This is a genomic window from Streptomyces sp. NPDC000878 (genome assembly GCF_053599695.1).
Window position 1 is genome coordinate 19,038 of the sequence record NZ_JBSFMT010000079.1, and the last position, 25,809, is coordinate 44,846.

The 25,809-nt window shown below is 71.4% G+C and carries 25 protein-coding genes; 15 read left to right on the top strand and 10 right to left on the bottom strand.

The window, feature by feature from the left end:
- Positions 1-127 precede the first annotated feature (127 nt).
- The 3 genes from ACWDR4_RS41875 to ACWDR4_RS41885 form a co-directional block, all read right to left on the bottom strand.
- Positions 128-931: a putative protein N(5)-glutamine methyltransferase gene (locus ACWDR4_RS41875; RefSeq protein ID WP_450416387.1), complete on the bottom strand. Its 804-nt coding sequence runs from the start codon at positions 929-931 to the stop codon at positions 128-130.
- Positions 932-1,139: 208 nt separating this feature from the next.
- Entirely contained in the window at positions 1,140-1,862 is a 723-nt protein-coding gene (locus tag ACWDR4_RS41880; RefSeq protein ID WP_450416389.1) for a GNAT family N-acetyltransferase, read from the bottom strand.
- Positions 1,859-2,788: an NADP-dependent oxidoreductase gene (locus tag ACWDR4_RS41885; RefSeq protein WP_450416391.1), complete on the bottom strand. Its 930-nt coding sequence runs from the start codon at positions 2,786-2,788 to the stop codon at positions 1,859-1,861. Before ACWDR4_RS41885 ends, ACWDR4_RS41880 begins: the two co-directional genes overlap by 4 nt.
- A gap of 213 nt (positions 2,789-3,001) precedes the next feature.
- On the opposite strand from ACWDR4_RS41885, the gene ACWDR4_RS41890 reads away from it, so the two are divergent.
- The 3 genes from ACWDR4_RS41890 to ACWDR4_RS41900 all read left to right on the top strand — a co-directional run bounded on the left by ACWDR4_RS41890 (position 3,002) and on the right by ACWDR4_RS41900 (position 5,272).
- Positions 3,002-3,607 carry a sulfite oxidase-like oxidoreductase gene (locus ACWDR4_RS41890; RefSeq protein ID WP_450416392.1) on the top strand — a complete coding sequence of 202 codons (606 nt, stop codon included), beginning with the start codon at positions 3,002-3,004 and terminating at the stop codon, positions 3,605-3,607.
- 88 nt (positions 3,608-3,695) lie between these two features.
- Positions 3,696-4,457 carry a ferredoxin reductase gene (locus ACWDR4_RS41895; protein ID WP_450416430.1) on the top strand — a complete coding sequence of 254 codons (762 nt, stop codon included), beginning with the start codon at positions 3,696-3,698 and terminating at the stop codon, positions 4,455-4,457.
- Between the two features lie 248 nt (positions 4,458-4,705).
- Positions 4,706-5,272 carry an Rv1733c family protein gene (locus tag ACWDR4_RS41900; protein WP_450416394.1) on the top strand — a complete coding sequence of 189 codons (567 nt, stop codon included), beginning with the start codon at positions 4,706-4,708 and terminating at the stop codon, positions 5,270-5,272.
- Between the two features lie 10 nt (positions 5,273-5,282).
- On the opposite strand, the gene ACWDR4_RS41905 is transcribed toward ACWDR4_RS41900, so the two are convergent.
- Positions 5,283-6,641: an 8-oxoguanine deaminase gene (locus ACWDR4_RS41905; protein ID WP_450416396.1), complete on the bottom strand. Its 1,359-nt coding sequence runs from the start codon at positions 6,639-6,641 to the stop codon at positions 5,283-5,285.
- A 169-nt stretch (positions 6,642-6,810) separates the two neighbouring features.
- On the opposite strand from ACWDR4_RS41905, the gene ACWDR4_RS41910 reads away from it, so the two are divergent.
- From ACWDR4_RS41910 to ACWDR4_RS41920, 3 genes are all read left to right on the top strand, one after another.
- Positions 6,811-7,779, top strand: a complete 969-nt coding sequence (locus ACWDR4_RS41910) for an acetylxylan esterase (RefSeq protein ID WP_450416398.1) — start codon at positions 6,811-6,813, stop codon at positions 7,777-7,779.
- 131 nt (positions 7,780-7,910) lie between these two features.
- Positions 7,911-9,077 (top strand): serine hydrolase domain-containing protein, encoded by a 1,167-nt coding sequence (locus ACWDR4_RS41915; protein ID WP_450416399.1) that lies wholly within the window; start codon positions 7,911-7,913, stop codon positions 9,075-9,077.
- A 173-nt stretch (positions 9,078-9,250) separates the two neighbouring features.
- On the top strand, positions 9,251-10,078 hold the full coding sequence (locus ACWDR4_RS41920) for an alpha/beta fold hydrolase (RefSeq protein ID WP_450416401.1): 828 nt from the start codon (positions 9,251-9,253) through the stop codon (positions 10,076-10,078).
- Positions 10,079-10,082: 4 nt separating this feature from the next.
- Here ACWDR4_RS41920 and ACWDR4_RS41925 read toward each other — a convergent pair whose 3' ends face one another.
- The gene (locus ACWDR4_RS41925) at positions 10,083-10,844 is read right to left on the bottom strand and encodes a class I SAM-dependent methyltransferase (protein WP_450416403.1); all 762 of its coding nucleotides are present in this window, start codon (positions 10,842-10,844) and stop codon (positions 10,083-10,085) included.
- A gap of 76 nt (positions 10,845-10,920) precedes the next feature.
- Between ACWDR4_RS41925 and ACWDR4_RS41930 the strand changes: the two genes are divergently transcribed.
- Positions 10,921-11,322 (top strand): nuclear transport factor 2 family protein, encoded by a 402-nt coding sequence (locus ACWDR4_RS41930; protein ID WP_450416405.1) that lies wholly within the window; start codon positions 10,921-10,923, stop codon positions 11,320-11,322.
- 30 nt (positions 11,323-11,352) lie between these two features.
- Here the strand turns inward: ACWDR4_RS41930 and ACWDR4_RS41935 are convergent, their stop codons facing one another.
- From ACWDR4_RS41935 to ACWDR4_RS41955, 5 genes are all read right to left on the bottom strand, one after another.
- Positions 11,353-13,257 (bottom strand): hypothetical protein, encoded by a 1,905-nt coding sequence (locus tag ACWDR4_RS41935; protein ID WP_450416407.1) that lies wholly within the window; start codon positions 13,255-13,257, stop codon positions 11,353-11,355.
- 274 nt (positions 13,258-13,531) lie between these two features.
- On the bottom strand, positions 13,532-14,314 hold the full coding sequence (locus ACWDR4_RS41940) for an SDR family NAD(P)-dependent oxidoreductase (protein WP_450416409.1): 783 nt from the start codon (positions 14,312-14,314) through the stop codon (positions 13,532-13,534).
- Entirely contained in the window at positions 14,311-15,612 is a 1,302-nt protein-coding gene (hisD, locus tag ACWDR4_RS41945; protein WP_450416411.1) for a histidinol dehydrogenase, read from the bottom strand. The genes ACWDR4_RS41940 and hisD overlap by 4 nt, the downstream gene beginning before the upstream one ends.
- 29 nt (positions 15,613-15,641) lie before the next feature.
- On the bottom strand, positions 15,642-16,592 hold the full coding sequence (locus tag ACWDR4_RS41950; protein ID WP_450416412.1) for a VOC family protein: 951 nt from the start codon (positions 16,590-16,592) through the stop codon (positions 15,642-15,644).
- Positions 16,589-17,554, bottom strand: coding sequence for a fumarylacetoacetate hydrolase family protein (locus ACWDR4_RS41955; protein ID WP_450416414.1), 966 nt, complete (start codon positions 17,552-17,554; stop codon positions 16,589-16,591). Before ACWDR4_RS41955 ends, ACWDR4_RS41950 begins: the two co-directional genes overlap by 4 nt.
- Before the next feature lie 258 nt (positions 17,555-17,812).
- On the opposite strand from ACWDR4_RS41955, the gene ACWDR4_RS41960 reads away from it, so the two are divergent.
- The 8 genes from ACWDR4_RS41960 to ACWDR4_RS41995 all read left to right on the top strand — a co-directional run bounded on the left by ACWDR4_RS41960 (position 17,813) and on the right by ACWDR4_RS41995 (position 25,708).
- Positions 17,813-18,118, top strand: a complete 306-nt coding sequence (locus ACWDR4_RS41960; RefSeq protein ID WP_450416416.1) for an antibiotic biosynthesis monooxygenase family protein — start codon at positions 17,813-17,815, stop codon at positions 18,116-18,118.
- A gap of 47 nt (positions 18,119-18,165) precedes the next feature.
- The gene (locus ACWDR4_RS41965; RefSeq protein WP_450416418.1) at positions 18,166-19,290 is read left to right on the top strand and encodes an FAD-dependent monooxygenase; all 1,125 of its coding nucleotides are present in this window, start codon (positions 18,166-18,168) and stop codon (positions 19,288-19,290) included.
- On the top strand, positions 19,287-20,291 hold the full coding sequence (locus ACWDR4_RS41970; RefSeq protein WP_450416420.1) for an amidohydrolase family protein: 1,005 nt from the start codon (positions 19,287-19,289) through the stop codon (positions 20,289-20,291). The genes ACWDR4_RS41965 and ACWDR4_RS41970 overlap by 4 nt, the downstream gene beginning before the upstream one ends.
- Positions 20,288-21,280, top strand: coding sequence for a cyclase family protein (locus tag ACWDR4_RS41975; protein WP_450416421.1), 993 nt, complete (start codon positions 20,288-20,290; stop codon positions 21,278-21,280). Before ACWDR4_RS41970 ends, ACWDR4_RS41975 begins: the two co-directional genes overlap by 4 nt.
- Positions 21,281-21,315: 35 nt before the next feature.
- Positions 21,316-22,722, top strand: a complete 1,407-nt coding sequence (locus ACWDR4_RS41980; protein ID WP_450416432.1) for an FAD-binding oxidoreductase — start codon at positions 21,316-21,318, stop codon at positions 22,720-22,722.
- A gap of 3 nt (positions 22,723-22,725) precedes the next feature.
- A complete protein-coding gene (locus tag ACWDR4_RS41985; RefSeq protein WP_450416423.1) occupies positions 22,726-23,682 on the top strand; it encodes a fumarylacetoacetate hydrolase family protein in 957 nt (318 codons plus the stop codon).
- 223 nt (positions 23,683-23,905) lie between these two features.
- Complete coding sequence (locus tag ACWDR4_RS41990) at positions 23,906-24,901, top strand: LysR family transcriptional regulator (protein WP_450416425.1); 996 nt, start codon at positions 23,906-23,908, stop codon at positions 24,899-24,901.
- A 36-nt stretch (positions 24,902-24,937) separates the two neighbouring features.
- Entirely contained in the window at positions 24,938-25,708 is a 771-nt protein-coding gene (locus ACWDR4_RS41995; RefSeq protein ID WP_450416427.1) for an SDR family NAD(P)-dependent oxidoreductase, read from the top strand.
- The last annotated feature ends 101 nt before the right edge of the window (positions 25,709-25,809 follow it).

Sequence of the window (25,809 nt, forward strand, 5' to 3'; positions counted from 1 at the left end):
TCCCCCGTCCCCCGGACCGGCGGACGGGGACGGGGCGGGGCGCGCCAGCGCGCCCGCTAGGGGCGCGGGGAACTGCGCGACCAGCCACGACGGCGCAGCAGCCGAAGCACAAGCCCCCACAAACCCCTCAACTCCGAACCCCGATCACCACATTCGCGTACAGCTCCTCCGACACCGCCAGCCGCACATCCAACCCACCCCTCTCGAACGCCGAAACCGCCGAAGGCACCTGGCGTTCACTCGTCTCCACGAGCAAGCACCCCCCGGGGCCCAACCACTGCGAGGCCCGCGCAGCGACCCTGCGCAGCACGTCGAGCCCGTCACCACCGCCGTCCAGAGCGACGAGCGGTTCGTGGTCGCGCGCTTCCGGCGGCAGCAGTCCGACCTCCTCGGTCGGGACGTAGGGCACATTGGCGGCAAGGATGCCGACCCGGCCGCGCAGACCGACGGGCAGCGCGTCGAACAGGTCGCCTTCGTGGGCATGGCCGCCGTACGCGGCGACGTTGCGGCGGGCGCAGTCCACGGCCACGGGGTCGATGTCGGCGGCGTGCAGTTCGACGCCGGTGAGTACGGCGGCCAGCGCGGCGCCGACCGCGCCGGAGCCGCAGCACAGGTCCACGACGACGGAGGCGTCCGGGGCCTGGGCGAGGGCCTCGGCGACGAGGAACTCGGTGCGTCTGCGCGGTACGAAGACGCCCGGCTCGACGGCGATGCGCAGACCGCTGAACTCGGCCCAGCCGAGGACGTGTTCGAGCGGAAGGCCCGAGGCGCGGCGGGCGACCATGTCGGCCAGCTCGTCCGGGCCACGGGCGGAGGAGAGTATCAACCGTGCCTCGTCCTCGGCGAAGACACACCCGGCGGCACGCAGGGCGGCGACGACGGAGGCCGGGGAGGAATCGAGCGAAGAAAAACCGGAGGAACTGGGGGGCATGGAGCCGAGAGCCTTTCGGGAAGCCGAAGGGCGCTCTCACGGCCGCCTAGCGGAGGCGGTCCGCGTTGCCTTGAGGTGAGAGCACCCGACCTGACACAGCGGTAATGGGTCTCACCTCCCAGATGACGTCCGGCTGGGGCGTTCCACAGCCGGACGGCAACATTACCCGAACAGTCGGGCGCACGCCCTCCTTCACCCGACACTCCTGCTACGGCACCGCCAACTCCCGCTCGTCGCCGAGGCGTTCGGGTACGCGGGCGGCCAGGAACGCGGTTCTACGGCGCAGCCGGAAACCGAGGGACTCGTAGAGCCGGATGGCGTGGGTGTTCCCGGCTCCGGTGTGCAGGAAGGGCGTCTCGCCGCGTTCCCGGATGCCGTGGGCGACCGCGTGGATCAGCCGGGTCGCCAGGCCCTGGCCACGAACGGCGGGGTCGGTGCAGACCGCGCTGATCTCGGTCCAGCCCGGCGGGTGAAGCCGCTCCCCCGCCATGGCGACGAGGGCGCCGTCCCGCCGGATGCCCAGATAGGTGCCCATCTCGACGGTGCGGGGCAGGAACGGTCCTGGCCGGGTTCGTTCGACGAGGTCGAGCATCTCGGGCACGTCGGCGGGACCGAGGCGGACCGCCTCCGGGTCCGGTGCGGCGGCGATGCCGTCGTCCACGAACTGCACACCGTCGACCTCGAACGTGATCTCCCAGCCCTTCGGGACCTGTCCCACGAAGCCCGCCAGGGGCACCTCGGCGCCGGGGCCCGCGAGCGCGGCGGCATCGGCCCAGTCGTCGGCGTCGGGCTGGTCGGGCAACGCCAGCCACGGCGACACGTCGACGGGGTAGCGCAGCACCCGGCCGCGCCGCTCGGCGAAATGGGCGTGCGGGCCGGTCAGCGAGGCCAGAGCGGGGTTGTCGAGGACGTGCGGAGTGCGGTCGCTCATCGGGCACCCCCGACCGTGATGACCGTCTTGCCGCGCGCATGGCCCTCCTCGACCGTGCGCAGTGCCTCGGCGGCCCGGTCGAGCGGGAAGGTCCGGGTCACATACGGGTCCAGGTCGCCGCGTACGACGAGGTCCGCGACCGCGTCGAGGACGGCGGCGTCGCGGGCGCGGACGACACGGGCGCCGCCCAGCCGCTCCACGACCTCCGCGGACGCGCCGGCCGTGATCAGCTTCGCAAGGTCGGTCAGCAGGGTCGCGGCCTCGTCGAGCACCTCACCGCCGACCAGGTCGTAGACGCCGTCGACGCCCTCCGGGGCCGCCGCCCGCACCCGTGCCGCCAGGTCGGGCCCGGACGGCACGTGGACCGCGCCCAGCGACTCGACGAAGTCCTTCTTGCCGTCGCTCGCGACCCCGACGACCCGCAGCCCTCGGGTCCGGGCGATCTGGAGGATCGCGGCGCCGACCCCGCCGCCCGCGCCGGTGACCAGCAGGGTCGCGCCCTCGGGCAGGGCTAGCTGGGCGATGCCGTCGTACGCGGTCGCCGCAGCGACGGGCAGGGCCGCCGCGTCCGTGAAGGACAGCCCGGCGGGCTTGTGGGCGGTCACCGTGACGGGCAGCAGCGCGTACTCGGCGTAGCCGCCGGCGACCGGGTTGCCGAAGACCTCGTCCCCGACGGCGAAGCCGGTGACGTCCTCACCGACCTCCGCGACGACCCCGGCGACCTCGTTGCCGAAGACGGCGGGCAGCTCGCGCGCCCCGCCGCCCGCGCGGGCGTAACCGGTGCGCTGCTTCCAGTCGACGGGGTTCACACCGGCCGCGCGCACCGCCACGAGCAGCTGACCGGGGCCGGGGCGCGGCCGGTCCACGTCGACCAACGCCTCGGTCTCCGGACCGCCGAACCGTGTGAAGACGTACGCCTTGGGCATGTGCTCCCACTCTCCTTCGCTCACACCGGATCAGCCGATCACCGGAGCCGGTATTCAGGGCAAGGTGGATCGCCGGAGTGCTATTCCCGTGACGGCTGAGAGTTCATACGGCCGCAATGATCACCACGGGCCCGGGGTCCGGGGCACGCGCGGTGACCCCGTACGGTGGTACGCGTACCGACTGACCAGGCCTGACCGTGAGGCGCCCACCCTATGAACGTCACCCGAGGCTTCACCGGACGCCCGCGCGTCCACAACGCCGGCCTGCCGCCCGGCCAGTACGACGCGGGCGACGACTGGCCCGTCCTGTCCGCCGAGGTCACCCCGGATCTGGCGCCCGCGGACTGGTCCTTCCGGATCGACGGCCTGGTGGCCGCACCGCGCACCTGGGACTGGGCGGAGGCCCACGCGCTGCCCGCTTCGGCGTACGAGGGCGACATCCACTGTGTGACGAGCTGGTCGAAGTTCGGGGTGCGGTTCGGGGGCGTGTCCCTGGACGCGTTCCTCGACGCGGTACGGCCCGACGCGTCCGCGACGCACGCCGTCGCCTACTCGCACACCGGGTACACCACGAACCTCCCGCTCGCCGACCTGACCGGCGGCCGGGCATGGATCGCCTGGGAGTACGACGGCCTGCCGCTGCCCGCCGAGCACGGCGGCCCGGCGCGGCTGCTGGTGCCGCATCTGTACTTCTGGAAGAGCGCCAAGTGGATCGCGGGGCTGCGACTCCTCGACCACGACGAGCCGGGGTTCTGGGAGCAGAACGGCTATCACGCGCGCGGGAACCCGTGGGAGGAACAGAGGTACTCCGGTGACTGAGCGCTCCGCTGAAAGTTCCGCGACGGGCCGTCGGCCGTCCGCGGCGGCGTCGTGGCCGACCGCGCCGCTTCCGGGCGCGGACACCCGGGTGGCCGAACCGGACTTCGTGCCGGTGACGCGGTTCGCGGTCCCCGGCCGGATCGCCGTCAGCAACCGCGCGGCGGCCCTCTGGCAGACGGCCACGCTGACCGAGGTCCGCCGGGAGACGCCCGAGGCGTCCACGTTCCGGTTCGCGGTGCCAGGCTGGGCGGGTCATCTGCCCGGCCAGCACCTGATGCTGCGGCTGACCGCCGACGACGGCTACACGGCCCAGCGCCACTACTCGATCGCCTCGTCCCCGGACGACGCCGGGCACATCGAGCTGACCCTGGACCATGTCGAGGGCGGCGAGGTCTCCGGCTGGTTCCACTCGGTGGCCAAGCCCGGCGACGAGGTGGAGGTGCGCGGCCCCCTGAGCGGCTTCTTCGCCTGGCCGGGCGACCGCCCCGCACTGCTGATCGGCGCCGGCTCCGGGGTCGTACCCCTGATGTCGATGATCCGCCACCACCGCGCGCGTGCCCTGTCCGTACCGCTGCGGCTGCTGGTGTCCGCGCGCGGGCCCGAGGACCTGATCTACGCGCGCGAGTACGGCCCCGAGACCACGCCCGTCTTCACCCGCCGGGCGCCCAAAGGCGTACCGGTCGGGCGACTGGCGGCGTCCCATGTAGCACCGCTGTTGGGCGCCGAGCAGCCGCCGGGCGGCTGGGAGGCGTACGTGTGCGGCTCCAACGCCTTCGCCGAGCACGCCTCACGGCTGCTGGTGGCGGCGGGCCAGCCCGTGGACCGGATCCGCATCGAACGCTTCGGCTGAGGACCCGGCCCCCTGGCGGTGCCCCATGCGCCCGCGGGTGCGCGGGGCGGGCGGTCGACAGCCTCCCGGCGTGAGTGTGCGGCCCCCGCACCTTCCCGAGCACACCTGAGGCCACGGCCACGGTGGTGCGCCGGAGCCACGGGGGCGCGGTCCGGTCGTGCGCCCGAACCCTCGTACGCGGCTCCCCTCCGGTCGGTGTCGCGCGCGACGATGGGCGGGTGGAGGTCCGAAGGGGAAGGCGAACGCGGGTGTACGGCTGGCGCTGGCGGCGCAATCCGCTGCGCCGCCGATCGGACGTCGTGGAGGCGTGGACGGTGCTCGCCGTCGCCGTGGTGCTGTGCGTCGGCGCGCCCCTGGTCGGGGCCCTCGCGGCCGGGTGGGCGCACGACGAGGCGCAAGCGGCGGCCGACGCCCAGCGGACGGAGCGGCACCGGGTCCGCGCGGTGGCCGTCGCCGGACCCGGAGCATCTTCGGCACTCGTCGGCAGACAGCACGTGTACCGCGTACGGGTCCTGTGGACGGAGCCGGGCGCGGGGGCGCGTACGGCTACGGCGCACGTGCCGGCCGGTACGCGGCGCGGTGACGCCGTCGACCTGTGGCTCGACGCGCGCGGGCGGACCGTCGCACCGCCGCCCGGCGCCGCCGCGGTCCGGCAGCACGCGGTCGCGGTCGGCATCTGCGCCGCGGGCGCGACCGTCGGCATCACCCTCCTCGCCCGAACCGCCGTGCACCGTACGGTCGTTCAGCGTCGGCTCGTGGAGTGGGAACGCGCATGGGCGCGCACCGGGCCGGAGTGGACCGGGCGTTGGGCGTGACGAACAGGCCCTACACCAGCTCCTGCATCCGGCGGGCGATCCGGCCGTGGTCGGTGAGCGCGTCCCGCAGGCCCGGCAGGACGGGTTCGCCCCGGTCGACCAGGACGCGCCCGGCGACGACCGTCGTCCACGCGCGCGCGGGTCCGCAGCGCAGCCACGCCTCCACGGGGTCGCTGAGCGCACCGGCGAGCGCGACCTCGTGCAGGTCCCAGACGACCAGGTCGGCGCAGGCCCCGGGCCGCAGATGCCCGATCTCGTCGGCGCGGCCCAGACAGCGCGCCGAGCCCCGGGTGGCGATGTCGAGGGCGTCGCGCGCGGTCATCGCACCGGGGCCGCCCCGGTAGCGGCCGAGCAGCAGGGCGCCGCGGGTCTCCATCCAGAGCGAGGCGTGGTCGGTGGAGGCGGAGCCGTCGCAGCCGATGCCGACGGGCAGGCCCAGTTCGCGCATCTCCTTCACGCGCGCGGTGCCGCCACCGATGAGCATGTTGGAGCTGGGGCAGTGCGCGACACCGACGCCCGCGGCGGCCAGGCGGCGCAGTTCGGCGTCGTTGGGATAGATGCAGTGGGCGACCCAGGTGCGGTCGCTCATCCACCCGGCCTCCTCGAAGTACTCGACGGGCCGACAGCCGTAGGTCTCCAGGCAGTAGGTGTCCTCGTCGTGGTCCTCCGCGAGGTGCGTGTGCAGGCGTACGTCGTGGCGCTCGGCGAGTTCGGCGGTGGCCGTCATCAGCTCCTTGGTCACCGAGAAGGGTGAGCAGGGCGCGAGGGCGACCCGGATGAGCGCGCCCGGTTCCGGGTCGTGGTGGGTCTTGATGAGGCGTTCGCTGTCGGCGAGGACCTCGTCCTCGGTCTGCGTGACGCTCCGGGGCGGCAGGCCGCCGTCCTCCACGGACCGGGTCATGGAGCCGCGCGTGGCGTGGAAGCGGAAGCCGATGTCGCGGGCGGCGCGGATCTCGGCGTCGACGAGTCCGGGGCGCGGATGGACGTACAGGTGGTCGGAGGAGGTGGTGCAGCCGCCCATCAGGAGTTCGGCCATGCCGACGTACGCGGAGACGTACGCCGCCTCCTCGTCGAGCGCCGCCCACAGGGGGTAGAGCGTGGTCAGCCAGTCGAACAACGTCCCATTGACGGCGGGCGCGTAGGAGCGGGTGAGGTTCTGGTAGATGTGGTGGTGCGTGTTGATCAGGCCCGGGGTGACCAGGCGCCCGGCCGCCGACACGGTCGTCCCGGCCTCGGGCTCGGTCCCGGCGGCGCCCACGGCGGTGACACGTCCGCCGTCGACGGCGACCCACCCGCCGGGAATCTCGCGCGCGCCGTCCACGACGAGCAGTTCGGCGTCCCTGACCAGCAGTTCCACAGGAATCGACATGGGCGCCATCGTAGAGCGGCGCGAGCCCCCTAAGGGACCTCGTCCAGGCCCGCGTCCGGGCTGCGTCCGGGTCCCGTCCGGGGCATGAGGCCTGGCGGGCGTCCAGGCCTCCCACGTACGGTGTGATCACCCGCAATCGCTTGCTTTCACCCCACAAAGGCGGTCCTGCATGGCACAGTTCGACCTCCCCCTCGACGAACTCCACGCGTACCGCAGCGCGTCCACCGAGCCCGAGGACTTCGACGCCTTCTGGTCCAAAACCCTCCAGGAAGCCCGGGAGCACGACCTGGACGTCCGCTTCGAGCCGGTGGACACAGGTCTGTCCACGGTCGACGTGTACGACGTGACGTTCGCCGGCTTCGGCGGCCACCCGGTGAAGGGCTGGCTGCGGCTGCCCGCCGGTGCCTCGGAGCCGCTGCCCGTGGTGGTGGAGTTCATCGGGTACGGCGGCGGGCGCGGCCTGGCGCACGAGCATCTCCTGTGGGCGTCGACCGGCCGCGCCCACTTCGTCATGGACACGCGAGGCCAGGGCAGCGCCTGGGGCGGCGGTGGCGGGACGGCGGACCCGGTGGGCAACGCGCCCGCGTTCCCCGGGTTCATGACCCGTGGCATCGACGCCCCCGAGAACTACTACTACCGGCGGGTGTTCACGGACGCGGTCCGCGCGGTGGAGGCCGCCCGTTCGCATCCCCTGGCCGACCCGGCGCGCACGGTGGCCATCGGCACCAGCCAGGGCGGCGGGATCACGATCGCGGTCGGCGGGCTGGTCCCGGACCTGGTCGCGATCGCCCCGGACCTGCCGTTCCTGTGCGACTTCCCGCGCGCGGCGACCCTCACGGACCGCCACCCGTACCGCGAGATCGGCAACTACCTCAAGACCCACCGGGGCCGCAGCGCCGACGTGCTGAACACGCTCGCCTACTTCGACGGTGTGCACTTCGCGGCACGCGGCCGGGCCCCGGCTCTCTTCTCCGCGGCCCTGGAGGACCAGACCTGCCCGCCGTCCACGGTCTTCGCAGCCTTCAACGCCTGGGCGCACGAGGACAAGACGGTCGAGGTCTACGACTTCAACGACCACGAGGGCGGCGGCCCGTTCCAGGAGGCGGCGAAGGTGAGCTGGCTGCGCGCGTACGCCTGACCGGTCCGCAGGCGGCAGGCGGCCCAACTGGTCGATTCCGATGCCTTCCCCGCGATCCGACCAGTCGGTATGTTCGGCGGTGCCGGGTCACACTGTCGTGGCCCGGTGTTCCGACGGACGACGGAGGGCCCATGGCCGAGCACGTGCCAGACGTTCACGGTGACTGCGACGCACGCTTCTCGGCGGTGCGGACGGCGTTCGAGGACAACTTCCGCGAGCGCGGGGAGCTGGGCGCGGCGGTGAGTGTCACAGTCGGCGGCGAGACGGTGGTCGACCTGTGGGGCGGCTGGGCCGACGCGGAGCGCACGCGCGCGTGGGAGCGCGACACGCTCGTCAACGTGTGGTCGACGACGAAGGGCCCGACGGCGCTGTGCGCGCACATCCTCGCCGACCGGGGGCTGCTCGACCTGGACGCCCCGGTGGCCACGTACTGGCCGGAGTTCGCGGCGGCCGGCAAGGAGGGCGTGCTCGTACGGCATCTGCTGTCGCACCGCGCGGGTCTGTCCGGTCTGCGGGAGCCGCACACGCTCGCCGAGTTCTACGACTGGGAGCTGACGACCAGCCGGCTGGCGGCGATGGAGCCCTGGTGGGAGCCGGGGACACGGTCCGGCTATCACGCGTCCACGTACGGCTTTCTGGTCGGTGAGGTGGTCCGCCGGGTGTCGGGGCTGCTGCCGAGCGCCTTCCTGGAGCGGGAGGTGACCGGGCCGCTGGGCGTCGACTTCACCATCGGGCTGCCGGAGAAGGAGGCGGGGCGGGCGGCCGAGCTGGTGCAGCCGCCGGCCGCCTCGTCCAGTGAACAGGCCGCGATCTTCGCCCAGTTGACGCCCGCCGCGATCGCAGCCCTGGCCAATCCCCTCCTGGGCGCCGCCGAGGCGAACAGCCCCGAGTGGCGGGCCGCCGAGATACCGGCCGCCAACGGCCACGGCACGGCACGCGCGGTCGCCGCGCTGTACGGCGTCTTCGCCGGGCAGGGCTCGTACGGCGGACAGCAGGTCCTCTCCCCCGAGGCGGCCGAGCGGGTGCGCGAGGGGCAGGGCAGCTGCCGCGACCTGGTGCTCGGCGCGGGCTTCGACCACGAGACGGAGATCGGGCTGGGGTTGTGGCTGAGCGGCCCCAACGGCTCGTACGGGCCGAACCCGAGGGCCTACGGCCATGACGGCTTCGGCGGTTCCTGCGGGCTGGCCGACCCGGAGGCGGGCGTGTCGCTGGGGTACGTCATGAACCGCATGGGCACCCGTATCGCCGACGACCCGCGGAAGATGGCGCTGGTCGACGCCCTGTACAGCGCGCTCTGACGGGGTAAGGACCGTGAGTGGGTGGTGAGCCGTACCGAGGGGGAGGAAGACGCAGTCGGATGACAGATTCCCCGGGGGCCGCGGGCGCATAGCGTCGGGGCATGGCATCCGATGACGCGCGGCGGGTCGCGCGCCCGTCGGATGATGTCCCACCTCTCGAAAGGCACACCCCCATGAGCACGTTCACCACCTCCGACGGCACCGAGATCTTCTTCAAGGACTGGGGCACGGGGCAGCCGGTGGTGTTCAGCCACGGCTGGCCGCTGAACGCGGACACGTGGGACGGGCAGGCGCGGTTGGTCGCCGACCACGGCTTCCGCGCGGTCGCGCACGATCGGCGCGGGCACGGCCGCTCCGGTCAGCCGTGGCAGGGCAACCACATGGACCAGTACGCGGACGACCTGGCCGAGCTGATCGAGTCGCTCGACCTGAACGACGTGATCCTGGTCGGGCACTCGACCGGCGGCGGCGAGGTGACCCGCTACATCGGCCGCCACGGGACGGCGCGGGTCGCCAAGGTCGTGCTGCTGGGCGCGGTGCCGCCGCTGATGCTGAAGACGGACGCCAATCCGGAGGGCACGCCCATCGATGCCTTCGACGGCATCCGGGCGGGCGTCGAGGCGGACCGTTCGCAGTTCTACTGGGACCTGAGCGAGGCCTTCTTCGGCTTCAACCGGCCGGATTCGAACTCGACCCCGTCGGAGGGTCTGCGCCGTTCGTTCTGGCTGTGGAGCATGCAGGTCGGCCTCAAGGCGGCCTACGACTGCGTCAGGCAGTTCTCGGAGTCCGACTTCACCGGGGACCTCGGCCGTATCGACGTACCGACGCTGATCGCGCACGGCGCCGACGACCAGATCGTGCCGATCGCCGCGTCGGCGGAGAAGACGGCACAGCTGGTCAAGGACGCGACGCTGAAGGTCTACCCGGGCGCCCCGCACGGCCTGGTGGGCGACTTCGAGAAGGCGTTCAACGCCGATCTGCTGGAGTTCATCCAGAGCTGACGGGCTACCCAGCCGGTGTCCGCGTCGCCACCACCATCCGGCAGCGCGGACTGCCGTCCGGCCGCCGCCCGAACTCGGGCAGCGCGCAGGTCTCGACGTCGAATCCGACGTGCGTCAACTCCCTGCGTACGTCGGCCAGTCGGAAGGCCCGGTAGTACATGACGAACGGCGGCCTCCACACGGCGTTGCGCACCCGCATCACCGCGTCGAAGCCGAGTAGCGCCCAGTAGGCGCGTGTTCCCGGGCGGGCCGGCGCCACGACGGGGAACGCGAAGCGCCCGCCCGGCCGCAGTACGGAGTGGACCTGGGCGAACAGCCCCGGCAGTTCGCCCGGCAGGAAGTGCCCGAACGCCCCGAAGCTGACGACCAGATCGAAGGCGGGGGTGGGTGCGGTGCCGAAGGGCAGGGCACGGGCGTCGCCGCGCACCAGGGAGACGCGGGGCCCACCGGCCCGCTCGCCCGCCCCGGTCCCCGCCCCCTGCCGGGCCATCTCCAGCATGCCCGCGCTGATGTCGATCCCGGTGACACTCCCCCGGCACACCCGCGACAGCACGTCCAGACCGGCGCCGGTGCCGCAGCACAGGTCGAGGCCGTCATCGAAGGGCCCGAGGCCGTCGAGCGCCGACGCCACGGCGTCGAGGATCGTGTCCGGCGTACGGAACGGGGTGTGGTCGAACTTCGGTGCGAGCAGGTCGTAGCCGCGCTCGACGGACGACAGGGCCTGCACGGCGAGTTCGCGGAGGGTGGGTCCTTCGGGGCTGAACATCGGCTCAGCTTAGGGGGAGCCGACTGGCCTCCACCTGGGGCACTCGGTCGAGCGGTTCACCCTTTAGGGTGAGCGGATGCGTGCATTTCGTGAGGCAGTGGAGGCCGGTGACCTCGACGCCGTCGAGGCGTTGCTGGCGGAGAACGTCGTGTTCACCAGTCCGGTCGCGTTCCGGCCGTACCCCGGCAAGGCGATCACCGCGGCGATCCTGCGCGGCGTGACCCGGGTGTTCGAGGACTTCCGGTACGAGCGGGAGATCGGCGCGCCCGACAGCCGTGACCACGCGCTGGTGTTCACGGCGCGGGTCGGCGAGCGCACGCTTCAGGGCTGCGACTTCCTGCACCTCGACGAGAACGGTCTGATCGACGAGTTGACGGTCATGGTCCGCCCGCTGTCGGCCGCGCAGGCGCTGTCGGCGGCCATGGGCGCCCAGTTCGAGCGGATCGCGCAGGAGGCGCAGGCCGCCGGGTCCGCCTGAGCGGACCCCGGACCTCCCCTAGGGGCGTTCTCAGGCCACGGTCAGCGTGATCGCTCCGGCGTACGTCTGTCCGGCCGCGAGGCTCGTGACGGTCCCGTCGACGGTCATGGTCAGCTTCCTGCCACGGGGTGCCTCGACCACGGCGTCGGCCGCGAGGGTGAGCTTCGTCAGGTACGAGGTGCCGGTGACCGTCCACGCGGAACCGGCGCCCAGCTGGACGATCACCCCGTTGTTGACGGCCGCCCGGGTCGTGTTGGTGACCTCGCCCAGCTCGTAGAAGGTGGACGCATCGATCGTGGAGACGCGGTGCTGGGTCCTGGAGGCCGAGATGACGCCCTTCACAGTGCTGTCGTCGAAAGTGAGGACCAGGTTCTTGCCGTTGCGCATGCCGTTGTAGAAGTCGCCCTTCAGCGCGATGGAGGTGAAGGTGGCGGCCCCGTCGGTGGTGTGGACGGCGGTGACGTCGAAGGTGGTGTCCTTGGCCGGGTCGCCGGTGGGCTCGGTGTAGACGCCGACGTTCATCATCCTGCCGTCGACGGGGACCGGACCCGGGTCGTCCAGTTCCATCATCTGCAGGACGATCCCGTTGCGCGGGTTGAGCCGGGCGCCCTGCGAGCCGTCGACGGTGATGGTGGTCTGCTGCCCCTTGTTGAGGAAGGTGGCCTTCTCGGAGTTGACGACGGTCCCGCCGTCGAGCGTCAGCGTTCCGGCGCCGAAGAACATGTAGCCGAAGTGCCCCGAGTTCACGACCGTGTTCCGGGCGGGCACGGCCCTCAACTCGGCGGCGCTGAGCCCCAGTTCGAGTTCGGTGTTGAGTGCGGCGACGGCTTCGCGGGTGCTGTCGCCGTAGTGCACGACCGCCGCCGGGCCGGCGATGATCGTCGCGTAGCTGCCGACGTCGAACCGGGAGCCGAGGACGCGGACGGTCGCGTCGCCGATGGCGTAGGTGCCGTAGCCGTACGAACCGGTGTTGCCGACCTGGCTGTTGACGACCGTCAGCTTGAGCCCCCGGCCGCCCTCCACGGACAGCGCGCCCCAAGTCTCGGAGAACACGGTCGAGTTGAGATAGGTGGCCCGGCTGCCCGCCCCGATGAGGTTGGTGGCGCGGACGTTCCCGTCGAGGCCGAGCATCCAGGGCACCGACTGCATGTACGGCGTCTCGACGGTGGCCTGGTAGTCGGCGGGCAGAACGCCGTTACGGGTGTGGATCCGGGAGTTCTTGACGACGACGTTCGCACCGGCGTCGGCGATGACACCGGTGCGTACGACGCCCTTGGTCGCGATCCGGGCACCGTCGAGGACGAGCGTGGTCGCCGATCCGGTACCGACCACGGCGGCACCGTACCCGGCGAAGTCGGAACGCCCGTTCCCGGTGAAGGAGATGAAGGGCCGCTCCAGCGTGTACTCGGCGTCCTTCACATACACGCCGTCGAAGCACTCGCCGGTCGAGGTGATCGACACGTTCTTCGCGACGGTGTCGGTGAGCCGGCCCCCGATGACGCTGGTCAACACGGACTTGGCGCGCGCCACGCCGTCGGCGTCCACGTAGAGGGCCTGCCGGAAGGGGAAGGTGAGCGTCTCGTAGGTCACCGGGTTCGCCTCGGCCACCGTGAGGACGACATCGCCCCGGTAGGTACCGGCCTGGATCAGCGTCTCCGTACCGCCGGTCTCGGTCAGCGACTGGCCCGTCTCCACGCCGTCGACGGTCAGGGTGACGCTGTGGCCGTCGGGGGCGACGACCTTTCCGCCCTCAGCGATGGACAGTCGGGCCACCCGGGTGGTCGCGGACAACTCGTACGTCTCCCCGGCGGCGACCGTGATCCGCGTGCCCCGAGCGGTCGCCGGCGCGGCGGTCGCGGACGTCACCGGGGCCAGTACGACACCGGCGGTCGCGGTACCGGCGATGAGAATCGAACGTCGGGTGATCAGCGTCATGGCATGCCTTCCCAGGGATCGAATGCGCGGTGCGGTCCGAGTGGACACGGATGCGGAATCGCGCAGAGTGACTGTCCTGCCGCCTCAACACGGCGGCCACGGCTCGGACTTGGGGCCCGATGAAGCACTCCTGGGAGTGAATCAGCCCTGCACATCGGGGAGAAGGGACCCGGCGTACACATCCCCGGAACCCGATGCCTCGGATCGCGCAGCCCGGTTCATGGCGTTCACACAGAGTGGCCACAGTGCCTGTTGGCGAGGCGAACGCGGTCCGTTACGCCGGGGCGATCATCCCCGCCGACAGGTCGATGTCCGCCCCGCACAGGCCCGGCATCGCGAGCATCGCCAGCAGGGCCCGGGCGACCTCGTCCGCCTCCACCAGGCGGCCCAGTGCCGCCCGGGAGGCGAAGTCCCGTTCCGCCTCCTCCGGTGTGCAGCCGGTCAGTTGGGCCGTCAGGCGGAAGTTGCGGTCCATGCGTGGGCCTCGAACCGGGCCCGGGGAAAGGGAGTTGACCGCGACGCCCTGCGGGCCGACCTCGCCCGCGAGGGTGCGGGTGAGGCCGAGGAGGGCCATCTTCGACGCCGTGTACGGGGTGCGGTGGAGCAGGGGGCGTTTGCCGCTCACCGAGGCGATGTTGACGATGTCGCCTCGGCCCGCCGTCAGCATCGGCGGCAGGAAGGCCCGGCACATCAGGTAGACACCCCGGACGTTGGCGGCGAACACGTCGTCCCACTCGTCCGGTTCGATGTCGACGAGCGGCTTCACGGGGCCTGCGACGCCCGCGTTGTTCACCAGCAACGACACGTTCTCGTCGGTCAGTTGGGAGGACAATGCGCGTACCGACTCCGGGGCGGAGACGTCGCACACCGCCGTGCGTGCCTCGCCGCCCTCCTTGGTGATCCGGGCCGCCGCGTCCGCGAGGGCGGCCTCGTCGCGGCCGACGAGGATCACCCGGGCGCCCGCGTCCGACAGGGACGACGCGAACGCCCGGCCGAGCGGTCCTCCCCCGCCCGTGATCAGCGCCGTACGCCCGTGCAGGTCCGTGTGTGGGTTCATGCGCCGTTCCACGGCAGGGCGTCGCCCTCGGCCTTCGCCGCGCGTACGTCGCCGGAGCGGGCGTGGCCCTCGAACAGCTCGACGCGGGAGGCGCGCCCGCAGAGACGGCCGAGCAGTGCCTGCGAGGCGGAGTCGGTGACCTCCTGGTACGTCACCGTCTTGAGGTACTTCCCCACCCAGAGGCCGCCGGTGTAGCGGGCGGCGCCGCGCGTGGGCAGGACGTGGTTGGTGCCGATGACCTTGTCGCCGAAGGACACGCAGGTGCCCTCGCCGAGGAACAGGGCGCCGTACTGGGTCATCCTGTCGAGGGCCAGGCGTGGTTCGGCGGTGAGGACCTCGACGTGTTCGAAGGCGAAGTCGTCGGCCAGCGCGTACATCTCGTCCAGGGTGTCGACGACGTGCACCTGGCCGTGGTCGCGCCAGGCCGGCCCGGCGAAGTCTCGGGTCGGCATGCCGGGCAGGAGGCGTTCCACCTCGGTGATCGTCCATTCGGCGATCTCGCGGGAGGTGGTGATGAGGACGGCCGGGGAGTCGGGGCCGTGTTCGGCCTGGGAGAGCAGGTCGACCGCGCAGACGAACGGGTCGGCGTTCTCGTCGGCGAGGACGAGGATCTCCGTCGGCCCGGCGAACAGGTCGATGCCGATCCCGCCGAACAACTGCCGCTTGGCCTCGGCCACATAGGCGTTGCCGGGCCCGGCGATCAGGTTCACGGGCCGCATCGAGTCCGTCCCGACCGCCATCGCGGCGACCGCCTGTACTCCGCCCAACAGCCAGATCTCGTCCGCGCCGGCCAGGTGCATCGCGGCGACGGTGGCGGCCGGGATCTCGCCACGGATCGGCGGCGTGCAGGCTACGACACGCGGTACGCCCGCGACCTTCGCCGTGACGATGGTCATGTGGGCGGAGGCGGTGAGCGGGTAACGGCCGCCCGGGATGTAGGCGCCGGCGGCCTGTACGGGGATGTGCTTCTGCCCCAGCCGGACACCCGGCAGCGTCTCCACCTCGAACTCCCGCAGGGAGTCCAGCTGTTGGTGGGCGAAGGCGCGGACCTGGTCCTGGACGAAGCGGATGTCGGCGATGACCTGCTCGGGCACCGACGCGACGATCTTCTCGACCTCCTCGGCGGAGAGCCGGAAGGAGTCCGGGCTCCAGTCGTCGAACCTCTCGGAGTACTCGCGCACGGCCGCGTCACCGCGTTCGCGGATGTCCGCGATGACACCGGTCACGGTCTCGCGCACCTGGGCGAGGGAGGCGACCACCTCGGCCCCGGGTACGGCGTGCTTCAGGATCTCTGCCACAACTGCGGCCTTTCCGTGGGTAGTTCGGTTCAGACGGGCGGCGCGGTGAACAGCACGTCGGGGTCGTTGAACTGCTCCTTCGCGACCGATTCGCTCATCGGGTCGGCCGTCCCCCACTGGTCCTGGGTGATCGGGTCGTCGACGTCATGGCGGCCGGGGTGCCACAAGTCCTCTTCGAGGACAGCGAGTTCGGTCGTGTACTCGACGGTGTTGCCGTGCGGGTCGTGGAAGTAGGAGAAGGTGTTGTCGCCGGCCAGATGACGGCCCGGGCCCCAGGTGAGCCGGGTCCCGGCACGCAGCGCACGCCCTGTGCCGCGCATGTACTCCTCGACACCCCGCATCTCGAACGAGGCGTGGTGCAGGGAGACATGGGGGCCGCGTGCGATGGCGAAGGAGTGGTGGAGGGGGCTGCACCGCAGGAAGTACATGAGGTCGCCCATGTGCGTCGAACAGAGCGTGTCGGTGAGCCGGAAACCGAGGTGCCGGACGTAGAAGTCCCGCAGCCCTTCGGGGTCCTGGGAGTTGACCACGCAGTGCGAGAGCCGTACGGGGATGGCCTCGCGTTCCTCGATCTTCCGGTGTGCACGGGTGGCGACGTCGGCCGAGACCTCGACGACGCGTCCGTCCGGGTCGAAGAACCGGAATCCGTAGCCACCGCCCGGGGTGTCCAACTCGGCTGGTTCGGCGATGAGTTGGACCTCGGCCCGGGCCAGCCGTACCGCGAGTTCGTCGACGGCGGCGGGCGAGACGGCTCCGAAGGCGATCAGGTCCATCCGTTTCCGCTCGTCCTGGCGGATCCGCACGATGTACTGCTCGGGACTGCCCTCGGCGGCGAAGAACGCGATGCCGTTGTCGTTCGCGACCTCGGTCAGGCCCCAGGTGGTGCCGAAGAAGACGCGCTGGGCCGCGAAGTCCGGTACGGCCAGGTCGACATGGCGGAGGTGGGTGATGGGCTGGAAGACGGTGTCCGGGGTACTCATGCGTGGCTCCTGACGGTGTTGCGCTGGTGGCCCAGGCCGGTGATCTCCGACTCCACGACGTCCCCGGGCTTGAGGAACACGCCCCAGTGCGCGCCGTTGCCCGCCGGGGAGCCGGTGAGAAGTAGGTCGCCGGGACGCAGGGTGGTGGTCGTGGAGACGTACGCGATGAGCCGCGGGATGTCGAAGATCATGTCCTTGGTGGACTCGTCCTGGCGGACAACTCCGTTGTGGCGCAGGGTGATCCGCAGGTCGGAAGGGTCCCCGACAAAGGCGGCGGGCACCAGGAAGGGGCCGGTCGGCAGGAACGTGTCGGCGTTCTTCGCGGTGAACCAATCCGTGCCGATGGCCTTCAGGTCGGGCCGGTAGAGGCGGTCGCGGGTGGTGAGGTCGTTGCAGATCGTGTAGGCGGCGACGTACTCCATCGCGTCCTCGGTGCGGATGTTCCTGCCCGACTTACCGATGACGAGGGCGAGTTCGAGTTCCCAGTCGTGCTGCTCGCCGAGCGCGGGGAGCACGATGTCGTCGTAGGGGCCGCACATCGCGCGCGGCGAGCCGAGGAAGACGTACGGGACACCGTTCCGCGCCCGTACGTCCATCATCTTCTCGGCGTCGGCGCGAGCCGCCTCGGGGGTCGCGCCGTGCACGCTCTCCTTCTCGGCGGCGACCAGATCGACCACGTGCTTGCGGTAGTTGGCTCCGCTCTGAAGGATCTGGCCGGGTTCGATCGGGGCCAGCACCTGGAACGCCGCCAGGTCGTGCCACGGGCCGTCGGCGGTCGCGGCGAGGTCGTGGAGGCGGGGCAGCCAGGTGTCCCAGTCCTCGACGAACGCGCGCACGGACGGCGCGAGGTCGGTGAGATCGCGCACCCTCGGCCCCACGACCAGGCCCGGGAACGTGCCGGTGCCGGCCTCGAAGGTGCCCAGGGCGAACGGGCCGGCGTGGGAGGGGGGTCGGTCGGGCACGGGCTGTCTCCTCGGACGACGTACGGGCGGGCGGACCGGTGAGCGGGGGCGTTGGCTGCCATTGACGCTAGGCAGCGCGGCCCGGCGGCGGAAATGGTGATTCGCGATGCCTGGCATCAGCGGCCCGTACGGCCCGTGATCAGGGGCCCATCGCCATGCGCAATGGATGACGTGCCCCTTGCCGATGCCTCGATCCGTTGACCCTGCGTCCACCACCCACGCAGGCTCGGACCACCCACCGAGGCCGAGGAGCTAGCCATGATCGTGGAGCATGCCGAGCTGGCCGTCGAGGCCGGGCGTGAGCGGGCGTTCGAGGAGGCGTACGAGAAGGCCCGCCTCGTTCTCGCCGAGGCGGACGGGTTCCGCTGGACCGAGCTGCTGCGCTGCGAGGAGCGGCCGGACACCTATCTGCTGCTGGTCGGCTGGGAGTCCGTCGCCCACCACACGGTCGGGTTCCGCGAGTCCGAACGCTTCGCCCACTGGCGTGCGCTGGTCGGCCCGTTCTTCGCCGCGCCGCCGGTGGTCGAGCACTACAGCGAGCGCGCCGCCCGCTTCACCGGCTGACCCTGCCGGCACCCATACCTCCCCCCTCTACATTCGCAAGGATCTCCATGCCCGTTGAAAAGGTGCTCGTCGTCGGCGGCGGCATCACCGGAAGCGTGCTGTGCCTCGCGCTGGCCCAGCGCGGTGCCGAGGCCGAGCTGGTGGAACTGTCGCCCCAGTGGTTCGGGGTGGGGCACGGCATCACCCTCCAGGGCAACGCCCTCAAGGCGCTGCGTTCCGTGGGCGTTCTGGAACGGGTGCTGGCCCGGGCGGTGCCGTTCGACATCATGCGGCTGCGCCGCGCCGACGGGGAGCTGATCACCGAGCTGCCGACACCCCACACCGGCGGACCCGAACTGCCGTCCACAGCAGGCGCGTTGCGCACCGATCTCCAGAACGCGCTGTGCGACGCCGTGTACGCGCACGGGGTACGGGTCCGGCTCGGGCTGAGCGTCGAGCGGCTCGACCAGTCCTCCGACCACGTCGACGTCACCTTCACGGACGGCTCGACCGGGCGGTACGACCTGGTGGTCGGGGCCGACGGAATCAACTCGCGGATGCGCGCGCACCTCGGTATCGGTACGCGTCCCCACCCGGTCGGTATGTCGATCTTCCGGGTCGTCGCCGACCGTCCCGCCGAGATGGACTGCGCGGAGGTGTACTACGGCGGCCCCCGCTACAAGGCCGGCTACAGCCCGATCTCCCCGGACCAGTGCTACGCCTACCTCCTCGACGAGAACCTCGACGCCTCCCTCGTCGGCCCGCGCGCTCCCCTCGGGCTGCTGCGCGAGCGCGGTACTGGGTACGGCGGCACCTGGGGCAAGATCCTCGCCTCGCTGCCCGACGACACGACGGTCGACTACCGCTGGATCGAGGCGATCCTCGTCGACGAAGCCTGGCATCGCGGCCGTACGGTGGTGATCGGCGACGCGGCGCACGCGTGCCCGCCGCTCATCGCGCAGGGTGCGGCGATGTGCGCGGAGGACGCGGTGCTGCTGGCCGAACTGGTCACCGGGGACGAGCCGGTGGAGCAGGCGCTGGAGCACTTCATGGCGCGGCGGCTGCCGAGGGTGCGGATGGTGCTGGAGAACTCGCTGCAGCTGGCCGCGTGGGAGATCGCCCCGGGCACACCGGGTGCCGATCCGGCGGGCATCATGTCGCGGACGCTGAACTCCCTGACGGTGGCGGCGTGAGCGGGCCCGTCGTCGACTTCCACGGGCATCTCGCGGTACCGGCCGCCGACGCGCTGTGCGCGCGTACGCCCGGTCTCGCCGCCGAGTTCGCCGCCGAGCAGCGCGCCCACTCCCCCGCCTCCCTCGCCGTCAACCGGGCCCAACTCCAGTGCCTGGCACCCAAGTTGACGGACGTCGACGCTCGGCTCGCCGATCTCGAAGCGATGGGCGTGGACGCCCAGGTGGTCGGGCCGATGCCGATGCACCACTACTGGGCCGACCTCGAACTCGCCGTACGACTCACCCGGACCGTCAACGAGGCGGTGGCCGCGCACTGTGCCGAGGCGCCGCAGCGGCTGTACGGGCTGGGCACGGTTCCGCTCCAGCACCCGGACCTCGCGGTCGCCCTGCTGGGCGAGGCGGTCGTCGACCACGGCCTGTACGGGATCAGCGTGTCCACGACCGTCGAGGGGCGCGAGTTGGCCGATCCCGCGCACGACGTGGTGTGGCGGCGGGCAGAGGAGCTGGGCGCGGTCGTGTTCGTACATCCGTGGGGCTGCTCGCTCGGCACCCGCCTGGCCACCAACTACCTGGGCAACACGGTCGGTCAGCCGGTCGAGACGACGGTCGCGCTCTCGCATCTCATCTTCACCGGCGTCCTCGACCGGTTCCCCCGGCTGAAGCTGGTCGTCGCGCACGGCGGCGGCTATCTGCCGACGTACATCGGGCGCTCCGACCACGCCTGGCGGGTCCGCGAGGACGCACGCGGGTGCGCCGAGCCGCCGAGCGCGTATCTGCGGCGCATGTGGTTCGACTCGCTCGTGTACACCCCGCGCGCGCTGCGCCATCTGGTCGAGGAGGTGGGCGCGGACCGGGTCGTCCTGGGCACCGACTACCCCTTCGACATGGGGGTGGACGACCCGCTCGACCGCCTGGGCGCCGCCGGGCTGATCCCCGCCGACCGGTCCGCCGTAGCCGGGGGCAACGCCTACGACCTGCTCCTGAAAGGACGCGTCCGATGAACGCCGGCCCGAATCCTGGTCCCAATCTCGGTCCCATTGAGGAAGAGCTGGCCAAGGCCCGTTCCGCGTACCGCAATTGGGGGCGCTGGGGACCGGACGACGTGCTGGGCACCCTCAACCACATCGACGACGCGATGCGCGCGCACGCGGTGGGTCTGGTGCGGCGCGGGCGGCCCTTCTCGCTCGCGCAGGAGTTCAACGAGCAGGGCCCACAGCGCGGTTTCCGGGGCCGGATCAACCCCGTCCACTACATGAAGGACACCGGTTCGGACGCGGCGGCGGGCACGCAGGGCTTTCCGCACGGGTTCGGCGGGGCCGACGACCATGTGGTGATGCCGCTCCAGGCGTCCACGCAGTGGGACGGGCTCGGCCATATCTTCGACAACAAGCAGGCGTGGAACGGCCGTTCGTGCACGATCGTCAACGGCGACGGTGACTCCGTCACGGGCATCGAGCACATGAAGGACGCCTTCACCGGCCGTGGTGTCCTCCTCGACGTCGGCCGCGCGATCGGTGACGAACACGGCGAACTCCCCGACGGTTTCCCCATCCTGGAGGAACACCTGCGCGCCACGATCGACGCCCAGGGCGCCACCTCGACGGTCCGCCGCGGCGACCTCGTCCTCGTCCGCACGGGACAGCTCGGCCGCGTACGACGGCTCGGCGACTGGGGCGGCTACGCGGCCGGCGACGCCCCCGGCCTCTCCTTCACCACCCTCGGCTGGCTGCACCGCACGGAGATCGCGGCAATCGCCTCCGACACGTGGGGACTTGAGGTACGGCCGTACGAGTTCGCCGAGCGGGCGATGTCCCCGCTGCACCAGATCGCGATCCCCAACATGGGTCTGCCCCTGGGCGAGATGTGGGACCTGGAGGAGCTGTCGGAGGACTGCTCAGCGGACGGCGTGTACGAGTTCCTGCTGGTCGCGGCACCCTTGCCGGTGACCGGCGCAGTGGGCGCCCCCGTCAACCCGATCGCGGTCAAGTGAGCGGCCAAGGGGGAGGTCAAGTGAGTACGAAGTCGATGACTGTCATCAATCGGGGGACGACCCCCGAACCCCCGCAGAGCAACCGTTTCTCCGGCACCCTCCACCTCCCCGGTGACGAGGACTTCGACGAGGCCTGCTTCGGTCGCGTCTTCAACGCCCGCCGCCCGTCGGACCGTTCACCGGCCGCCGTACTGCGGGCGGCGACCGAGCAGGACGTCGTCGAGGGCGTACGGCTCGCCCTGGAGCGGGGCTGGCAGGTCGCCGTCCGTTCCGGCGGGCACAGCTGGGCCGCATGGTCGGTACGTACGGACGCACTGCTGATCGACCTCGGGGATCTGCGCGAGATGACGTACGACGACACGACCGGGATCGTCACGGCCACCCCCAGTATCAAGGGCGGCGACGAACTCAACCCGTTCCTGGGCGAGTTCGGCCGCTTCTTCAACGGCGGGCACTGCCCCTCGGTCGGTATCGGAGGGTTCCTGCTCCAGGGCGGCCAGGGCTGGAACGCGCGCGGCTGGGGCTGGGCCGCGGAGAACCTCGTGGCAATCGATGTCGTCACCGCTGAGGGCGAGTTGGTGCGCGCGGACGAGACGACGAACTCCGACCTGTTCTGGGCGGCGCGGGGTGCCGGCCCGGGTTTCTTCGGCGTCGTCACCCGGTTCCACCTCCGCACCCGTCCCCTGCCGAAGCGGCTGGCGCACACGGTCCACGCGTACCCGCTCGCCCTCTTCGACGAGGTCATGACCTGGCTGCACGGGATGCACCACACGGTGTCGGAGCTGGTCGAGATCGTCGCCCTCACTCAGACCCCGCCCGGCCACGACGAGCCGTTGTTGCTGGTCACGGGCGTGTCGATGACCGACACCGCCGAGCAGGCCGCCGAGGCGCTGGCACCGCTGCACGCCAGTCCGTACGCCGACCGCGCCGTCTTCCGTGTCGAGGCGCAGCCGACCACGCTCGCCGAGCAGCTCCTCAACCAGCGGACCGCGAACCCCGAGGGGCATCGCTATCTCGTCGACAACGCCTGGCTGACCGGGCCCGCCGAGGAGGTCGTGCCGGCCATCCAGAAGGCGTTCACCGAGCAGCCCACTCGGCAGACGTTCACGATCTGGTTCTCGATGGCCCCGCTGCGCGAACTCCCCGACATGGCCTTCTCGTTGCAGTCGGAGATCTACTGCGCCACGTACGTCGTGCACGACGAGCCCGAGCGGGACGAGGAGTTGCGGGCCTGGCTCGACGACGCGATGGCGGAGATGCGGCCGGTGACCGCCGGCCAGTACCTCGGGGACTCCGACTTCACCGTCCGGCAGGTCAGGTTCATGGGTGACGCGCAGTGGCGGCGGCTGGGCGAGATCCGGGCCGCGCGCGACCCGAAGGGCCTCTTCGCGGGATATCTGAGCACCGGGGCCGTCACCAACACCAACCACTGGGAGCAGTGAGGCATGCGTTTCGCGACATACGAGTACGAGGGCGTGGAGCGCGCCGGGGTCGTCCAGGGGCAGACCGTCCACCCACTGCCGGACGGGGTCACCGTCCTCTCGCTCGTCGAGACGGCGACACTGCACGCGGCCGGGGCCGAAGCACTGGGCCGGGCAAGCGAGTTGACGGTGGATCAGGTGCGGCTGCTGCCGCCGCTCAAGCCGCCGTCCATCCGGGACTTCGTCGGCTTCGAGGCGCACATCGAGGGGGTCGCCAAGTCGCTCGACGGGCTGGAGCATGTGCCCGAGGAGTGGTACCGGGCGCCCAACTTCTACTTCACCAACCCGCACGCCGCCTACGGCGCTCACGACGAGGTGCCGATACCGGCGGGCTGCTCGGTGCTCGACTTCGAGTTGGAAGTGGGCGCGGTCATCGGGCGGGCGGGGCGCGACCTCACGCCCGAGCAGGCCCGTGAGCACATCGCCGGCTATCTCGTCTTCAACGACTGGTCGGCCCGTGACCTGCAGAAACCGGAGAAGAACCTGGGCCTCGGCTTCTCCAAGGGCAAGGACTTCGCCAACACGCTCGGCCCGTATCTCGTCACCGCCGACGAGGTCGAGGACCGCAGGGACGCGGACGGCTTCCTCGACCTGGAGATGACCGCGACCCTGAACGGCGAGCTGATCGGCCGGGACACGCTCGCCAACGTCTCCTGGACCTTCGAGGAGATGGTCGCCTACGCGGCCAGGGACACCTGGGTACGCCCCGGCGACATCCTCGGCTCGGGCACCTGCGGCTGGGGCGCCCTGGCGGAGTTCTGGGGCCGCGTCGGCGAGCGCACTCCCCCGCCGCTCGCGCCCGGCGACGAGGTGACGCTCACCGTGGAACGCCTCGGCAGCCTCTCCAACCGCATCGTCACCGGACGTACGGACGTGTACCTTCCGCGCGCCCGGAAGCGGGGCCGCACCCCACGGCCCTAGCACGGAATCCTGTGCGGTCACGGAGGCCGGCCTGTACGTCGCCCCTGTGCGCGCAGGCCAGCCGACCTGCGCGTATTCCCGGCCGCGATGCCTCGCATCCGTCTTCCTGAGAATGCGGGCACGAGCCTTCCTCATGCCCTCTCCCGCTGGTTACGCTCCGGTTTCACGGCCGTACGACGACGTGGCCGGCGCCTGCCGCCAGGCGGGACGGAAGGGGACATCCGTGGGTCTGGGAGCGATCGATCTCAATCTTCTGGTGGCGCTGGAGGCCCTGCTGGAGGAGAAGAACGTCACGCACGCCGGCGTCCGCCTCTCCACCAGCCAGTCCGCGATGAGCGGTTCGCTCGCCCGGCTGCGCCGGCACTTCAACGACGAGCTGCTGGTGCGGGTGGGTCGCGAGTACGAGCTGACCCCGCTGGCCGAGCGGCTGCTGCCGGTCGTACAGGCGTCCCTGTACAAGGCCGAGGAGGCCCTGTCGCTGACCCGGCGCTTCGATCCGGAGCACAGTCGGCAGCGGTTCTCGGTGGTGATGTCGGACTACGTGATGACGGTGTTCGTCGAGCCGCTGCTGCGGGCCATCGCGGACGAGGCACCCGGCGTACGCATCGACTTCCACCCCCTGGTCCACGGCCAGCCGGAGAACGAGACCCATCTGCGCTGCCACGACCTGATGGTGGTGCCGCTCGGCTACCGGCTGCCCGGGATCAGCGAGGCCGTCATGCACGACCGGTTCGTGTGCATCGTCGACCCCGACAACCCGCGCCTCGTCGACGGCCGGCTGACGCTCCGTGACCTGGCGGAGATGCCGCATGCCGCCTCCGCGTTCGGGAAGAGCCAGACGCCCGCGGACCGGCAGCTGGAGACCCTCGGTATCGTGCCGAAGGTGCAGGTCAGCGCGCCGGGGTTCAGCGTGCTGCCGTTCCTGGTGGGAGGCACCGACCTGGTCGCCCTGGTGCCCGAGCGGCTCGCGCGGCGCTACGAGGGCTTCGCGCGCTGTGTCGCCGTACCGACGCCGTTCCCGGACGTACCGCTGGTGGAGGCCATGTACTGGCACCACAACCGGCACTCCGACCCGGCGCACCGCTGGCTGCGCGAGACCATGCGCAGGGTGGGCGCCTCCCTGGACGAGGAGCCGGAGGCCGACGGTACCGACGGGATCGTGGACACGGATGCCAGCCATGAGGAACGTGCGTTTCCGGAGCTGGCGCCCGCTTCCTAGCGTGGGAGGGGAGTCCCGAGCCCCCTTGGAGGAACCGTGAGCCGTACGCGTCTGGCCGGCCGTACCGTCGTCGTCACCGGAGCCGCGCAGGGACAGGGCGCCGCCGAGGTCACGGCAGCCGCCCGGGAGGGCGCGTCGGTGATCGCGACCGACGTCCTCGACGAGCCCGGCGAGAAGCTCGCCGCCGCCCTGCGCGCCGACGGCCTCGATGTCACCTACCGACACCTGGACGTGTCGTCGGAGGACGACTGGGCAGCCCTCGCGGCCTCACTGAACGTCGTGCACGGGCTGGTGAACAACGCGGGCATCGCCGTACGGGCGCGGCTCGGTCAGGTCGAACTCGCCGACTGGAACCGGGCGTTCGCGGTGAACACGACGGGTACGCTGCTCGGTATCCAGGCGCTGGCGCCGCTGATGCCGTCCGGTTCGTCGATCGTCAACGTCGGCTCGGTGGCCGGTCTGACGGCCCATCACGCGGTCGCGTACACGGCGAGCAAATGGGCGCTGCGGGGCCTGTCGCGGGTGGCCGCACTGGAGTTGGCGCCGCGTGGCATCCGTACGAACGTGATCCACCCCGGGTACATCGAGACACCGCTGATGGCGACCGCCAACCCGGTGTTCGTGCGTGCGCATCTCGCGATGACGCCCCAGGGCCGCCCCGGCACCACGGACGAGGTGGCGCCCCTGGTCGTGTACCTGCTGTCGGACGAGGCGTCGTACGTCAACGGCGCGGAGATCACGGTGGACGGCGGCTACGCGGCCCACGGTGGCGTGAAGGCGATCACGAACGCCCTCGACGCGCCCTGACAATCTGCTGGTTCGAGGCGTACACGAGGAGGAGGCGGTCCCCTCGAACAGTTCCGCCCACTCGTCCCGGGTGCGCTCCGCGAACCGCTTCTCCAGCAGTA